Annotated in this window: 15 protein-coding genes; all 15 read left to right on the forward strand. The window is 31.6% G+C overall.

The genetic code is table 11. The features are described from left to right. Window positions 1–255 precede the first annotated feature (255 nt). The 15 genes from C8N28_RS01020 to C8N28_RS01090 all read left to right on the forward strand — a co-directional run bounded on the left by C8N28_RS01020 (window position 256) and on the right by C8N28_RS01090 (window position 16752). A complete protein-coding gene (locus C8N28_RS01020) occupies window positions 256–432 on the forward strand; it encodes a polysaccharide biosynthesis protein (protein WP_221410172.1) in 177 nt (58 codons plus the stop codon). After that, window positions 389–1588, forward strand: a complete 1200-nt coding sequence (pseC, locus tag C8N28_RS01025) for a UDP-4-amino-4,6-dideoxy-N-acetyl-beta-L-altrosamine transaminase (protein WP_132220671.1) — start codon at window positions 389–391, stop codon at window positions 1586–1588. Before C8N28_RS01020 ends, pseC begins: the two co-directional genes overlap by 44 nt. Window positions 1589–1643: 55 nt before the next feature. Then, the gene (locus C8N28_RS01030; protein ID WP_132220673.1) at window positions 1644–2555 is read left to right on the forward strand and encodes a hypothetical protein; all 912 of its coding nucleotides are present in this window, start codon (window positions 1644–1646) and stop codon (window positions 2553–2555) included. Between the two features lie 19 nt (window positions 2556–2574). Beyond that, window positions 2575–3585 (forward strand): pseudaminic acid synthase, encoded by a 1011-nt coding sequence (gene pseI / locus C8N28_RS01035; protein ID WP_132220675.1) that lies wholly within the window; start codon window positions 2575–2577, stop codon window positions 3583–3585. Between the two features lie 160 nt (window positions 3586–3745). Continuing rightward, on the forward strand, window positions 3746–4714 hold the full coding sequence (locus C8N28_RS01040) for a sugar-transfer associated ATP-grasp domain-containing protein (RefSeq protein WP_165870280.1): 969 nt from the start codon (window positions 3746–3748) through the stop codon (window positions 4712–4714). After that, on the forward strand, window positions 4704–5420 hold the full coding sequence (gene pseF, locus C8N28_RS01045; protein ID WP_132220679.1) for a pseudaminic acid cytidylyltransferase: 717 nt from the start codon (window positions 4704–4706) through the stop codon (window positions 5418–5420). Before C8N28_RS01040 ends, pseF begins: the two co-directional genes overlap by 11 nt. Before the next feature lie 19 nt (window positions 5421–5439). Continuing rightward, window positions 5440–5967 (forward strand): N-acetyltransferase, encoded by a 528-nt coding sequence (locus tag C8N28_RS01050; RefSeq protein WP_132220681.1) that lies wholly within the window; start codon window positions 5440–5442, stop codon window positions 5965–5967. Window positions 5968–6229: 262 nt separating this feature from the next. Then, window positions 6230–7375 (forward strand): DegT/DnrJ/EryC1/StrS family aminotransferase, encoded by a 1146-nt coding sequence (locus C8N28_RS01055; RefSeq protein WP_132220683.1) that lies wholly within the window; start codon window positions 6230–6232, stop codon window positions 7373–7375. A 43-nt stretch (window positions 7376–7418) separates the two neighbouring features. After that, window positions 7419–8195: a polysaccharide biosynthesis/export family protein gene (locus C8N28_RS01060; RefSeq protein ID WP_132220685.1), complete on the forward strand. Its 777-nt coding sequence runs from the start codon at window positions 7419–7421 to the stop codon at window positions 8193–8195. Between the two features lie 22 nt (window positions 8196–8217). Next, the gene (locus C8N28_RS01065; protein WP_132220687.1) at window positions 8218–10599 is read left to right on the forward strand and encodes a GumC family protein; all 2382 of its coding nucleotides are present in this window, start codon (window positions 8218–8220) and stop codon (window positions 10597–10599) included. Between the two features lie 70 nt (window positions 10600–10669). Then, window positions 10670–11827, forward strand: a complete 1158-nt coding sequence (locus tag C8N28_RS01070) for a hypothetical protein (protein ID WP_132220689.1) — start codon at window positions 10670–10672, stop codon at window positions 11825–11827. An 8-nt stretch (window positions 11828–11835) separates the two neighbouring features. Beyond that, window positions 11836–12840 carry a hypothetical protein gene (locus C8N28_RS01075; RefSeq protein WP_132220691.1) on the forward strand — a complete coding sequence of 335 codons (1005 nt, stop codon included), beginning with the start codon at window positions 11836–11838 and terminating at the stop codon, window positions 12838–12840. Continuing rightward, on the forward strand, window positions 12841–14637 hold the full coding sequence (locus C8N28_RS01080) for an ABC transporter ATP-binding protein (RefSeq protein ID WP_132220693.1): 1797 nt from the start codon (window positions 12841–12843) through the stop codon (window positions 14635–14637). A 32-nt stretch (window positions 14638–14669) separates the two neighbouring features. Next, entirely contained in the window at window positions 14670–15815 is a 1146-nt protein-coding gene (locus C8N28_RS01085; RefSeq protein ID WP_132220695.1) for a hypothetical protein, read from the forward strand. A gap of 16 nt (window positions 15816–15831) precedes the next feature. Next, a complete protein-coding gene (locus C8N28_RS01090) occupies window positions 15832–16752 on the forward strand; it encodes a glycosyltransferase family 2 protein (protein ID WP_132220697.1) in 921 nt (306 codons plus the stop codon). Window positions 16753–16758: the final 6 nt, after the last annotated feature.

Below are 16758 nucleotides of genomic sequence, written 5' to 3' on the forward strand. Positions count from 1 at the left end.
TCTTACTATAAGAAGAATAGATAGCAAGGAGTTTATCCAAGTGCAATAGCAGGAGTTTGGTATAAGAGATAAGATTGAAAATTGCGAGATAGTTATACAATGATTATTATTGCGCATCGTTTGCCTATATTTAAAAAGAATTTTAATTAAGATATCTATGCTATCCAACAAATCTATATTAATAACCGGGGGCACAGGCTCTTTGGGAAAGGCATTAATTAAGCACATCTTAACAAATCATCCAGCTGTTATGTAATGGGTTCAAGTGGATCAGTTATTCCTTTCTTTACCAGTAAAATGATATACGGTGTATTGCCAATTACTAATCCGAATATGACACGTTTTAATATTTCTTTAGATGACAGTGTTGATTCAAGTTTTGACTATAATGAAAAAACAATTTATTCCCTACAGCAGTCAACATATAACTGATGAAGATATTCAGGCAGTAATTGAAACCCTGAAATCAGATTATTTAACGCAAGGGCCAAAAATAGCTGAATTTGAAAATGCCTTTGCAAAATACATTGGAAGCAGCTACGCAGTATCAGTTGCTAATGGCACTGCTGCTCTTCATTTATGTGCATTAGCGCTGGATGTTAAAGAAGGTGATAAGGTTATCACAAGTCCCATTACATTTGCAGCCTCTGCAAATTGTGTACGTTATTGTGGTGGAGAGATCGTTTTCGGTGACATAGATCTTCAAACGTATCTATTGGATGTTAACTCAGTCAAATCCTTATTAGAATCATCTCCGTCTGGCACGTACAAAGGCATCATTCCCATTGATTTTGGCGGCAGAGCAGTTAACTTAGAAGTTTTCCGTGAACTCGCAGATGAATATAATTTATGGATTATTGAAGATGCCTGTCACGCACCTGGTGGTTATTTTACTAACTCGGACAATCAGAAGCAAAACTGCGGAAATGGTAATTATGCAGAACTTGCTGTATTCTCCTTTCATCCTGTTAAACACATCGCTTCTGGTGAAGGAGGAATGATCACTACAAACGATGAACGGTTATATAAAAAGCTTCTCCAATTAAGAACACATGGTATTGTTAAATCTGATAAGGATTTTACGAATAGCATTGAATTTGCAGGTGGGGAAGAATCTTATCCAGGATGGTATATGGAGATGCAGCTATTAGGTTTTAATTACCGTTTGACTGATTTTCAAGCTGCATTAGGGCTTAGTCAATTGGGTAGGGCTGATGAAGGCTTGATCAAGAGAAGATCCATTGCCAAAACGTATGAAGATGCCTTTAACGGTCAATCGTATATTAAAGGGCAATCTGGAGTGATTGAAGGCCATGCTTATCACCTATATATACTTGAAGTAGAAGATCGTCTTGGTTTGTATAATTATTTACGCCAGAATAATATTTTCTCTCAGATTCATTATATACCCTGTCATTTAATGCCCTATTATCGTCAATTTGGCTGGAAAGAAGGCGATCGACTGCATTCTGAAAAATATTACAAACATTGCCTGAGTTTACCAATGTATCCTACCTTGAGCTATGAAGAACAAGAGTTTGTGATTAATAAAGTAAAAGAGTTCTATAATGAAGTTCGGAATAAATGATGTAATCATATATTCCGAAGGGGGATTTACTCTAGGCCTTGGGAATATTTATCGAATGATCGAACTTGCAAAGTCCTTAAAAGAAAATCGAGATTTCCACATAAGGTTTGTAACTTCCAGTGAGGCTTATATCGCAGAACTCATTAGGTATAATGGTTTTGATGTTCTATTAGCAGAATATGATAAGTTGCTTGAAGTCATTAGTGGACAAAGCTTTGAGCTATTAATTATTGATAAATTAGGTGTCGAATCTGATTTCATTCAATCAATAAAAGATAAGAAAAGCAATCACTTTAAAACGGTTATTTTTGGTAATTGTACTTCTGCAAATCAGCTTGCTGATTTAGTAGTTAATGCTGTTATTGGTACTGATTTTTCAAACAAAATACATACCGATCACTCTGGAACTAAATATCTAACCGGACCAAAGTATCTAACCTTAAGAAAAGAATTTGCATATAAAGCTTACCAGCATAAAAACATCCTTAATAATATTCTATTATTATTTGGAGGGTCAGATCAAGCCAATCTTTCTTGCAAAATATTAGAATATTTTCGCGGATCATCGAACCCATATAAATTTACAGTTATAATAGGTAAGGGCTATCGCTTTCATGCTGAATTAGAAGGTATAACAAGAGGGAATGACAATATAAAGGTCCTAAGAGATATTGACAATGTGGAAGATGTAATGTTAGAAAATGATTTTCTTATTACTTCTCCTGGTACAACATTATTTGAAGGTTTTTATTTAGGTATACCTTGTATAGCATTGTATCAAAACGATTCACAGAAAGAAGTTTTCCGCAATTTCTACATGACTTTTTCCTATGAAGGCATTGATAATTTAGAGAATTACATGAACGATGTTTATTTTAATATCGAAAAGTATTATGAAGAATTAGATAAACTGGAAATAGGGTCGGGAAAACAAGATATAATTAACCATATAAGTGAATTAATGTAATTTCAAAAAGGCGCTATTAATGGATAAAAAACAAGTATTTATTATTGCTGAATTATCAGCAAATCATAATAATGATTTTGACTTAGCTGTAAAAACTATTAAAGCTATTGCAGATTCGGGTGCAGATGCCGTTAAAATTCAAACTTATAAACCTGAGAGCTTAACTTTAAACTTAAATACTGGTCTCTTTGCTCCACGCACTGAAGGTTTATGGAAAGGTTACACCCCTTGGGCTCTGTATGAAGAAGCTTCTATGCCATACGAATGGCAACCTAAACTTAAACGAATCGCTGAAGATTTAGGTTTAACCTTTTTTTCTTCTCCTTTTGATAAAGAAGGAGTAGATTTTCTTGAAAGCATGGACGTATCATTATATAAAGTTGCTTCTATGGAAATTACAGATATCCCTCTTATAAAGTATATAGCAAGTAAGGGTAAGCCTATAATTATTTCAACAGGTACTGCCGAACTGGAAGATATCGAATTAGCATTGAAATCATGCAAAGAAATGGATAATGATTGTATTACTTTACTGAAATGCACTGCTGAATATCCAGCTCCTATTAATAAAGCTAATTTATTGACGATCCCTAATTTCAAAGAAACCTTTGGGACAAAGGTTGGTGTTTCCGACCATACGATTGGTAGCACTGTCCCCGTAGTAGCTGTAGCGTTAGGAGCTACGGTTGTAGAAAAACATTTTATACTTGATCGAAGTTTAGGTGGTCCGGATTCTGCATTTTCCATGGAACCACATGAATTTAAAGCGATGGTACAGGCAATAAGAGAGGCAGAAAATGCACTAGGTCAAATTACTTATGATGTATCAGAACAAAGTAAAATGAAAAGGAGATCCTTGTTTGTGGTGGAAGACATTAATGCAGGAGAGAAGCTCACTGAAAAGAATATTAAATCAATAAGGCCAGGCCATGGACTACACCCCAAACATTTCCAAACAATTCTTGGGAAATTTGCTAATCAAGATTTAAAAAAAGGTACGCCAACTAATTTAACGTTTTTTAGAGACTAGTAAAAACCTAACATCCAAGATGGCTTCCAACATTTTTATTTACATTTACCCTTTTAATATAAACCCATACCAATACTTTACCTTAATGAATTTAAAACACACGAAGTTTTCTTTCGTTAATTATTTATTGAGAAGCATTCAACATAAACATCTTTTTAAGATGAATGTCTTTAATACAATTTCAATGATGTCAAAGGGTTTTGATGTAGAAAGTATCTATCTTTATTCATTGAATAAAACGAATTATAAAAAATATCTTCCTGATTCAGCCATACCTAAGATTAGTTTAAATTCAAATAATGGTTATTGGCCAATTTTACATGATAAGTTTGTCTTTTATAGATTTATAAAAGACAAACTTCCTACAGGAGAACTATTAGGAATAGTTTTTAAGGGTGAGATTACTGCAGTTGATGGTGTTTTTGGATATGCAGAACTGTTGGAAGGTTTAAAAAAATCGAATAAATATGTTTTGAAACCCCTCCAAGGCGGTAATACTACAGGCATTTTGTTTTTATCTTTAACGAATGAAGCTTTAATTTTACAAGGTAAACCTATAGATCAGGATATCCTGAAATCAACTATTAATGGATTAAATGAATACGGAATATTTAAATTTTATGAACAGCATAAGTTGTTTGCTAAGATTTATCCCGGGTCGATTAATACCATACGATTGGTTACATTATATGATTTTGAACAAAAGAAGCCTTTTATTCATGCGAGTATATTAAGAATGGGCTGGTCAAGATCAGCACCTTTTCATAATTTTCAAAAAAGAGGATTGGTTTCGTTAATTGATAATGAAACAGGGCTATTATCCATTTGTAAAAGAAAGGATGAAAATGGAAGAATTACACATCAGAGCAACCATCCAGACACAAATCAAGTAATTGAGGGAATGGTGATACCTTTCTGGGAAGATATAAAAGGAACTATCTTAGCTTATTTGGAAAAAAATCCTTTTCTTGATTATGTAGGATGGGACATCTTGGTTACCGATGAAGGTTTCCTGGTTATTGAAGCCAATCATAATCCTGGATTAGGCTTTATGCAAGCTTTTAAGCCGTTATTAGAAGATCCGAGAGGGGCTAATTATTTCAAAACAAAAAATATTTATGCTTCCTGATAAGACAAAGAATCTAGCCATTATACCCGCGAGAGGAGGAAGTAAACGAATACCGGAAAAAAACATTAAACTCTTTTTCGGTAAACCGATTATTGCTTATTCTATAGAAGCTGCATTGGCGAGTGACCTTTTTGATGAGGTTATGGTGTCTACTGATAATCTGGAAATTGCGGCAATTGCTCAAAAATATGGTGCCAAAGTTCCTTTCATTAGAAGTTTTAGAAATTCAGATGATAATGCAGGATTAAATGACGTGTTTTTTGAAGTTCTTAATTATTATCAGGATCAAGGAATGCACTTTACCAACTTTTGTGGCATTTTGTCTACTGCACCCTTTATTGAGAAAGAGTATTTACAAGAATCTTTCTCACTTTTAAATGAAATGACACATGCAGTTATTCCTGTTGTCAAATATGATTTTCCGATTGAACGATATTTAATGATAGAAGATGAAATTTTAAAGGTTGGTGATAGAGATAATTATGGTAAGAGGAGTCAGGATTTACCAGAAAGATTTCATGATGCCGGACAATTTTATTGGGCTAATTGTGAATCTTTTTTATTAAACAAAGGTTTTTTTAAATTAATGCCTAAAGCTTATCGTCTCAATAGGAATGTTTTTCAAGATATTGATACCCTGGATGACTGGGAAAGAATTGAAATGATCTACCAGTTTTTAAATATGAAGAAAAAACCAAGTCTTTAAATAGCTGTTTAATTTTATTATGACTATAAAGAATAGATTTATTGCAAATCTTGATAAATTGGAGTGTATAGCCGGTTATAAGTGGGAACTAATAGCAGATAAACACTCTTCTTATATCTTAAAATGGAGAAATGATCCAAATAATGCAGTTCTATTTGAAGATATAAGTACATTAACTATTGAAAAACAAAAGGCTTTTTTAAATCGATATGATGAACATGACAGGGTAGACCTCGTATTAGTTAAAGATGATTTAATCAGGATAAACACCCCAGTGGGTGTATTTAATATTAAGAATCTAGGAACATCTCCAGAATACGGGGCCTTGATAGGCGATGAGACATTGAGGAATAAAAGCTTGGGTTACAATGTTAAAGTAACAATTTTTAGATTTTGGTTTGATGTGATGAAAATGAAAGAGATTTTAGTTAAGAATAAGATTCAAAATCAAAAAGTCATTGAAAATAATTTAAAAATGGGGTTTAAACCAGTAAAACTGGAACCGGCTTTAATTACGTCGACTTTAACAGCAGATTTAATGAAATAGATTCGCATAAATCTATAATTACCAGGCTCTTTTCAGTTAAATATTTTAATATTTTTTTGATTTAAAAGGGTTATTTTTTTTATAAGATATTTTATTATCAATTTTATTTGGTAATATTACATATAATTACTAATCAATAAAATTATACTAAATTAGTCGACATTAAACTTTACAGATAAATTATATGACAGGCTTTCTGTATAAGATTTGATTTTTTAAGATAACGATAACGTGTTATTGCATTTTTTTATATATAAATAATATGTTTGATAAAATATGGCTTTCTTCTCCACACATGGGTGATGAAGAATTCTCCTTTGTAAAAAATGCCTTTGATGCCAATTGGATAGCCCCAACCGGACCGGACATTATTGGTTTTGAAAAGGATTTAGAAAGTTATCTTGAAAATGGTGTACATGTCACTACGGTTAGCTCTGGAACTGCTGCCATTCATTTAGCACTGCTTATTCTTGGAGTAAAAGATGGAGACGAAGTTATTTGTCAATCTCTTACTTTTGTTGCAACTGCCAATCCTATTTTATACTTAGGTGCTAAACCTGTTTTTGTTGATAGTGAAAAAGACACCTTTAACATGTCTCCTGAACTTCTGGAGCGAGCTATTTTAGACAGAATCTCTAAAGGTATAAAACCCAAAGCTATTATAGTTGTGCATCTATATGGCAATCCTGCAAAGATTGTTGAAATCATGGAAATTGCCAGACGCTATGACATATTGGTCGTAGAAGATGCTGCAGAGGCTTTGGGATCCAGTTATAAAAATCAGGCTCTTGGAACCTTTGGCGACTTTGGAGTTCTTTCTTTTAATGGTAACAAAATCATTACCACTTCAGGTGGAGGTGCTTTAATCTCTAAAAATAAGGAATGGATTGACAAGGCGTATTTTTATGCTACACAAGCACGTGACAATGAGCACTATTACCAGCACAGTGAAATGGGTTATAATTACCGAATGAGTAATATTTGTGCTGCTATTGGTAGAGGACAAATGACGGTATTAAATAAACGAGTAGCACAACGAAGAGCAAACTTCTACTTTTATAAAGAAAAATTAAAGGAATTTAAATCATTTCATTTTATTGAAGAAAGTGATCGCAATTCTTTTTCCAATCATTGGTTAAGCGTAGCTGTATTAAACGGAATTGACCCTAATATAATTCGTTTAAAATTACAAGAAGTAAACATTGAATCCAGGTTCTTTTGGAAACCAATGCATTTACAACCTCTTTTTGAGAAATATGATTTTTATGGTGACGGTACTTCAGAATACCTGTTTGAGCGAGGAATATGTTTACCTTCAGGGTCTAGTCTTACTCAAACACAGAAAAACTTTTTGGTTCAAAATTTAAAAGGGATATTGAAAGAAGAAGAGGTAAATAGCATAACATAGAAATACCAAATTAAATTTTAAGTAACCATAGTACATATTCTTAATGAAGAGAAATTTTTACCCCATCCTTATTGTATTTTTATTGATTTTAAGCTCCTGTACCGCAACACAACAGTTGAGGTATTTTAACGACCTTCCAGATACATCCCGCTTTGATCTTCCACCAATGCCTCAAATAGAAAGGACTGTTCAAACTGGAGATCGATTATTAATAACCATTGGAGCACAGGATCCTGAAGCTGCAGCATTATTTAATAATTATGGTGGTATACCCACCTCCGGCAACACCGGTTCTAGCCAAGGTGGCCAATCTGAAGTAGTTGGCTTTCTTGTGGATGCTGATGGACAAATTGAATTGCCATTTTTAGGGAAAGTCCTTGCTGCCAAGCTTACTGCTGAAGAATTAAAGAATAATCTGACTACAAGTCTTGAGGAGTATCTTAAAGAACCTTTTGTTACTGTCAAGTTCTTTGAAATCAAATTCACAGTTCTTGGTGAAGTACGCAGTCCAGGAACCTATACGCTTCCACTTCAACGAACTACTTTCCTGGACGCTTTAGGTGCAGCGGGTGACTTGCCTGTTTCGGCAAAAAGATATGATATTCAAATTTACCGTGACTATGATGGCGAACGTGCAATTTTCAAAGTTGATCTTCGCAAAATGGATATACTTTATAATTCTGAGTTGTTTCAGATAAGACATAACGATGTAATTTATGTTCAACCCAGAGATAGCCGTAGATTTAGTGAGGAAACTCGTTTTTACGTATCCCTGTTGTCTCTGGCAGTGGGTTTAGTTGCCATATTTACAAGATTTTAAGAATTTAATATTTATAGACCACATGGAAGACGTGTTTGAGGATGAGTATCAACGATCGGCAAAAGGCTCTTTTAACTTAAAATATTTTTTAACAAAATTGCTTGCTAACTATGTCGTGATTTTGGTAACGATGTTAATAGCTTTACTGGGTGCTTACATCTACTTACGCTATTCAACTCCTAAATACCGAATCTCTAGTTATATTTTAGTTGGTGGTGGTGAACTTGAAAGTAATGCCAATAGTATTTTGACAAACGTTGGACTAATTAGTAATGTTGATAATACGTTAGCTTCAGTTAATAATGAAATCTTTATTTTAAAATCACATGCCATTAATGGGAAAGTAGTTGATTCTTTGCAATTGAATGTAATTGTTTCCAAGATGGGGCGATTAAAAAATCAGCCGATAACAAAAGACAATTTACCAGTTACTATCCAGGTACATAAATCCAACCCAAATAGTAGCAGTCCAGAATATGGGTTAACATTAAATGAGGAAGGCTTTATTATAGATGATAATGGTGAATCAATCAAAGGTATTTATGGAAAATCTTTGATACTAAATTCTGATACCATAACATTCAATAAAAAGTCGGGTGCAATTATTAATGATGATACTTATTTATTTCAATTGACGGGAAGGTCTCAAACCATTGCAAAATACATTTCCCAACTAGGGGTTGAAGCTACCAGAAATGGAGGAGTTGGCTTATTAAAATTATCTATTGTTGAAGAAGTCCCTGAAATAGCTGAAAAGTATATTCAAGTATTAATTCACTCTTATAATGAATCCTATTTAGATTACAAGAACCAGGCAATTAGAAGGGCATTAACATTCCTAAATCAGCGTTTAGAAACTATCGGTTCAGAATTGAATGCACAAGAACAAGAGATCGGTGAATTTAAGGCAAAAAATAAATTATACGATATCTCTACGACTGCTGCTGAGCTATTGATGAAATTACAAGATCTGGATGATCAAAAAAGCCAATATACTTTTCAGAATGAACTGCTCTTGATGATTCAAAGTAGTATGCAAAATGCATCTGATAACGAAGAAATTATTGCTACTAATAATGGTCTTTCCGATCCAGTCTTACTTTCTCAGGTTCAACAATATAATGAATTAGTTTTACGTAAACAGATGATTCAAACAACCGGAGCAAAATCTGATCCCCGGTTAGGTATAGTGAATGAACAATTGGCGAATGTTAGAAGCAATACATTATTAAATATTGCTAATATTCGTAAACAATTCCAGGCTAGCAATAATCATCTTTCCTCATTAGAAAACTCACAAAATAATGAATTTAACACTCTCCCAGAAAAGGAAAAGGAATTTGTGGAACTTCATCGTAAGGTAAGTATTAAGGAAGCACAATACTTATTTTTACTTCAAAAGAAAGAAGAAACCGATATTCAATTAGTTTCCTCTGATACAGAAAGATCAAGAACCGTAGATGATGTATTAAATGAAGGGAAGGTTTGGCCTATTACTTTAGATATTTATGGTATCGCATTAATGATTGGATTTCTATTCCCTTGCTTTATTATTCTACTTAGAGTTTTATTAAATCAAAAAATAGAAACCCGCGAAGAAATAGAAAATGCGATACATATACCAATTCTTGGAGAGCTAAGTCTTAGTCATTCAGAAGAACCTATTGTTATCTCAAAGAATAACCGATCTGCTATCGCAGAACAGTTTCGTTCTATACGGAGCAATCTTTCCTTTATGGATACGAATGAAACAAATAAAGTTTTTGTGATTACATCCTGTACAAGTGGAGAAGGGAAAAGTTTCGTAAGCTTAAATTTAGGAAATAGTTTAGCCCTTAGTGAGAAAAGAGTAGCTATTTTAGAACTTGATTTAAGAAAACCAATTCTATCGGAAAAATTAGGATTAAAAAATAAAGTAGGTATATCAAGTTTTATAATTGATAAAACAATGCAACCTTCTGATATCATTCAACCATTAAAAGCATATCCTAATTTATTTTTATTAAGTTCTGGTCCAACTCCCCCTAACCCGGGTGAGTTAATTATTCATCCAAGAATAGCAGAATTGATTAGTTATTTGAAAGAAAACTTTGATTTTGTCATATTAGACACTCCTCCATTTGGATTGGTTGCAGATGCACTTAATTTAGCAGCACTTTCCGATTTATCTATATTTATTATTCGACCAGATCATTCCTTACGATCTTCCTTGACTTTACTAAATGACCTGTATAAAAACAAAAAGTTTCCGAACATTTCTGTAATAGTTAATGGAATACGCCCTAGAAAAGGTTATGGCTATGTTTATGGCCATGGTTATGGTTACGGTTATTATGCAGATGATGTAATAAAAAAGGAGAATAGCTTAATTAAATTCTTTAAACGACTATTGAGGATAACCTAATATATTTAGTTATTAAATTCTGAGCAGTAGAGTAGATGACTGTTTATTTTAAAAAAATCGAAAGCAATATATGGGTAATACGATTTTAGTATTTGTTATGATGCGAATTTATAGAGATTCTCATCGCAAAATATTCGATATTGACCGTTTAGTTAATGAAGGTCATGAAGTGTTATTCCTTTCATTTTGTGGTTGGAATGGATATTCAGCAACTGTAAAAGACCCATATTTGATTGAGAAGACTCTTTTCATTAACAATGATAATGATATAGAGAATTTCATTAATAAGTATACTGATAAAACTGTTTTATATATAACAAGTGTAAATTATCCTCGCTCATTTATAAAACATTTTAATTCGTTAAAAAATCATCCATCAAGTCAAGTCTTAGGATATAGCACAAGAATGGTACCCTCCATGATTGATTTAAATATTAGAAAATCCATATCTCATGGAATAACAAAATTCATAGCCTATCGACCCCTAATAAAGAGGCTTCTTTCAAGCTTTAATTTTAATAAAGTGAAGCTTGATTATTTATTAGCCGGAACACTTTATCAGACTCCTTTTTTTACTAACTTTTCTAATACAAAAATTATATCGGTGCATACAGATGATGTGAATCAAATATTATCTGTTCAAAATGAATCACAACCAATCCATACAGGCAATTATGGTGTTTTTACAGATCAATTGATCCCTTTCGCCTTTAAACACTTATATAATGAATCAGAAAGAGATGAATATTATCAAAATCTTAGTGATTTTCTTGAATATCAAAGAGTCAATATGGGGTTAGATATAATATATTTTGCTGCCCACCCTGAAATAGAAGTATATAGTATGCAATATGATTTTTTAAAATATGATTTCAATATAGTAAAGAATGATGTTGTAAGGTTAATCAAAGACTCAACAATAGTATTCACTCATTTCAGCACTACAGTGGGCGTAGCTGTATATTTTAATAAACCTGTACATATTTTAATCGATAATAAATTAAAGGATCATAAAAGTGTTATAAATCGAATTGAAGTAATATCAACTCTTTTAAATTCACCGATTTCAAATATGGATAATTATTTAGAAAGTGATTCAAAAATAGTTAAGGTAACAGTAAATAGTGCTTTATATTCCAACTATAAAATTAAATATTTAAAAGATAATGAAATACAAGAGCACTCGTATTGCCATGCTATTAGAACTATCTTAGAACTCAAAGGTTAAACATTAAAATGAACTCTGTATTACTTATTATTTCCACAGAAAGACATATTCAGGAAGCGCAGCAATTTTTTAACTGCTGTTTACAAGTAGATTCAGAGTGGAACTTAGATATCGTTTTATTAGGAAGCCTAGTAATACCCGATCAAGCGAAACGTTTATACTCCATATTTAATAAAATCAGGGTGCTTTCACTCTATGAAAAGACTCATAAGTATAATTCTACATTCTTATTAAAGAACATAATAGAATTCATTAATTTTCGTAAAACCAAATATAAGATATTGATTTTTACTAATTTCATGAGCCACCGTCAACGATGGCTTATAAATTTTGTGAAATACAATAGATCAGTATCCCTTACAGATGGTTCTGTAATTCTGTATATTAACAGTAATCGAATTAAAAATATAGACTTAGTTAGAGACAATTATAAATTATTTAAACCTCGTAGAATTAAACATATACTGTTTTTTAGTAAATTTCATTTTAACACAAGTGCTCATGACTCACTAATTACATATTCAGAAAAATACTTAAAAAGCATTATTTCACCAGTTGATGAATGGCATTTTATAGGTTCACCTTTAATTGAACTGAAGAAAATGTCAAGTGTTGATCTTGAACTAATTATTGATAAGCTTATTATGGATAGTGGCAGTTCTATAAAATATTATATGCATCCCCGGGAATCAAATCAATCCTTGATTAACATAAAAAAGAAATGTGAAGTTATACCTTTTGAAAAAACATATGAAGAAAGAATTCGTAATGGTATGAGACCTCAAGTTGTTCTTTCATTCTATAGTACAGTTCTATTTGAACTGTTAGATGTTGATAGTTCTAATTTAAAATTAATATTTATCGACATTAGAGACTTACTTAAAAAGAATGATGCAACGGAGGAATATTATTCAAAAATAGAAACAGTTTACAAGTATATCCATAAACAATCCGAAGTGAATGAAAACGTAAAATGTATACCTTTCTATGAATTCATTAGTTGTTCTCTATAGATGAAAATATTAAAACAATTTATAATAAAGAATTTTAGAAGTTTTGTTTACTTCTATTCCTTTTTAAAATACCGCATTTTTATTTCTATAGCGTTAAGTCTACTAGTAGGAGTATTGGATGGCTTTGGGTTGGCTATGTTTTTACCACTATTACAAATTGTGGGAAATCCTAATGGCGTAGACTCAACTCAAATGGGAAGCTTAAGTTTCTTATTGGATGGATTTGATACGCTAGGAATCGAATTAAATCTAATATCCATTCTGTTATTAATGCTAATCTTTTTCATTCTAAAAGGAATATTTAAATTTATTGAAGGATATTACCGCTTAATATTACAATTAGATTTTACAAAGAAAATCAGATTCTCCAATATAAATCTTCTCTCTAATTTTAAGTATAGCGCATTCGTAACAAGTGATACCGGCAGGATTCAAAACACTTTTAGTGGAGAAGTTGAAAAAGTAGTGCAGGCGTATCGTAATTACTTTACTGCATTTCAATATGGTGTACTGGTATTTGTTTATATCTTTTTAGCATTTCTCGTTAATCCACAATTTGCCTTATTAGTGAGTATTGGAGGTGGTTTGACTAACTTTATCTTCAAGAAGTTTTACTTTTTTACAAAATCCAATTCTAAAAAACTTACTAAAGAACTTCATGCTTTCCAGGGCTTACTTATACAGATAGTCACGAATTACAAATACCTTAAAGCGACGGGTTTAGTTTTTAGTTTTGCTAAAAAATTAAAGAATACAATTGATGAAACTCAGGTATCCCAACAAAGGATCGGCATATTGGCAACGTGGCTAAATGCTATAAGAGAGCCTATAATCATGATTGTTATAGTCAGTGTAATACTTATTCAAGTGAGTATATTTAATCAACCTCTAGCATTAATTATTTTAAGCCTTTTGTTTTTTTATCGATCATTAAGTTTTTTAATGTCTTTACAGAACTATTGGAATGGGTTTCTTGCTGTATCGGGATCATTAGAAAACATGAAGGAATTTACAAAGATACTTTCTAAGCATCAAGTGGAAAACGGAACCCTAACTTTCGAAGGGTTTAAAAACAGAATTGATATTAAATCCTTGAATTTCTTTTATGGCGATAAACATATACTTAAAAATATAAATTTAGACATTAACAAAAATGAAACCATCGCTTTTGTTGGAGAAAGCGGATCTGGTAAAACTACATTAATTAATATACTATCAGGTCTCTTACAAATTAAGGAAAACAGTTATTATATTGATAACAATGATGTCTGTAAATTAGAAATGCATTCATTTCATAAACGTATAGGTTATATAACACAGGAGCCTGTTATTTTTAACGATACCGTCTTTAATAATATAACATTTTGGGATCAACCAACAACAGAAAATATAAATCGCTTTGAAATTGCACTGAAAAATGCTTCTATCTTTGAATTCGTTATGAGTTTACCGGATAAAGGAAATGCTTATTTGGGAGACAATGGTATTATGATTAGCGGTGGACAAAAACAAAGAATATCAATTGCCAGGGAACTATATAAAGATATTGATATTCTATTTATGGATGAAGCTACTTCGGCATTGGATTCCCAGACTGAAATGGATATTCAATCAAGTATAGACAAACTGAAAGGAAAATATACTATTATATTGGTTGCTCACAGATTATCAACAGTTAAATCTGCTGATAAGATCGTCTATTTGAGTGAAGGTGAAATTTGTGGAATCGGGGATTTTGATACCTTGAAATCTAATTCTACTGGGTTTAAAGAAATGGTAAGCTTACAAGGTTTTTAAATAATGGGAAATGGTCTTAAAAAAGCTATTAAATGAAGCTTAATAAAAAAAATATAGAACAAATTTTTTTTTCTAATATCCAAAATAAAGCTCATCTGAAAGTAAGGAAGCGCAGCAATCTAAGAATTCTAATTACCCATATTTTTGATTTGTTTCATTATAAAGTACATAAAAATGAAAAGTTAGAAAATGCAACAATGATTTTTAGTGCTCCAGAGTTTTTAGATGCTAGTTTATTTCCGGGTTTTTTAGCGTTAAATGCTAAGAATAAACATATATGTGACCTTAAAAATGGCTGGCGTTTTGAAGAATATCTCTTATCTCTTGGGTTTCTATTAAATAGTAGCCTACGCCTTTCATTGTCAAAATATATATTAAAAAGAGTAGAAAGGAAATTGAATGGGATTACTTTTAATGCTTTTATCTGTTCTTTTCCTATACCTATATGTTATTTTATCGCATTAGTTTTAAAAGACCGCAAAACAAAGATATTCACCTTTCAACACGGTATTTACTTAGCCGATTATTATAGAGCCAACTTTTTTGAAAAACAGATTGCTGATTACAATTTGGTTTGGGGACAGGTGTACAAGGATTGTTATATAAGAAATGGAATAAGTGAAAAGAATATAATTATTGTAAATGCTATTATAAATAAAAATTATAATAGAGATATTAATAAGAGAGGTGTTAATCCAGTTTTTTTAGGTCAACAACTGTACAAGGTTTTACCTCGAATATTTACAGAGTATAATAATACAATATCCAACCTTATTGATTTTTACGCTAAACATAATATACGACTAAAATATAAACCTCATCCTAGAGAAGATATAAAAATGAGCTTAAGCAAAATTAATAGAAGTAGATTGTACTTCTATGAAAAGAAAAGAGTTCAGAGTGATTTCTTTAATTCGATAACTCATGCATTTTCAGTAAATTCAACTGCACTTATTCAGGCTTTATGTTTGGGTGTTAAATGCTGCCAAATATTAAATCCAGGAATACCCAATATCGATTTTACAAAATATACATCCATAACTAGTTTGAATCTTGAAGGCGATACAGATGATCTTATATCGATTCAGGATAATTCCTTCTTTATTGAGGATAGATTTCTTAAATTAAGCAGTAATACTCAATACGATAATTCTGAATTGATATTAAAATATATTTAATCTTCTGTAATACCAAATGGTTTCAAATAGTCTCATATCTGTAATTCTACCAACTTATAATCGGGGTGATTTTATTTCCAGATCGGTTAGGAGTATACAAAATCAAACCTATCCTCATTGGGAATTAATAGTAGTTGATGATGGATCAGAGGACAATACAGACAAGATAATTAATGAATTCATTAGAAAGGATAGTAGAATATCATATATCAAGCTTACTAAAAACGTTGGGGCAAGTAGAGCAAGAAATAAGGGAATAGAGTTATCTAAAGGGGATTATATAACCTTTATTGATTCTGATGACGAATATCTGTCTGAGAAGATAAAAAGCCAATTGGAGTTGTTTTTAGCAGATAAAACTCATCAAATAGGATTGGTAACCTGTGGAAGACAAGATTTTAGAGCTGACAGATTATATAATGTATGGGTACCTGCAATTAAAAGCAATGTATTAAGCAATCTTTTTAAAGGTAAGCAGATAGGAGCAGGAACTCCTTTCTTGATGGTAAGCAGAAAAGTAATTGAGTCGGGTGTAAGATTTGATATAAATATCAATGTTGTTGAAGACTTTGACTTTGTAGTACAAACTTTAGTGAATGGATTTAATCTTGACTTCGTCAATAAACCGCTCGTTAATGTATTCCACGATGCACAGGAAAGAAATTTTAATTATGAACAGGGGTTTTCAGCAAGAGAATATCTCTATAAAAAGTACAAAGATTATTTTATAAGAAATAAAACAGAAAGGAAATCTTTTCTTTTAAAAAGTTGCTTCTTTTATGTTGAGATGAATAATAGAAATAAAGATTCCAATATAATAAGAGATGTAAAAAAAGAATGGCCTATGGCATGGTTTACTTTCTTGATTATGAGAACAATACCAAAAGGCAGGCTTAGAAATGCTTTTATAAAACTTCACAAACTGGTTATAAAATAAAAAAGA

Origin of the sequence: Albibacterium bauzanense, from assembly GCF_004339765.1 — a bacterium.
GTDB classification, from domain to species: domain Bacteria; phylum Bacteroidota; class Bacteroidia; order Sphingobacteriales; family Sphingobacteriaceae; genus Albibacterium; species Albibacterium bauzanense.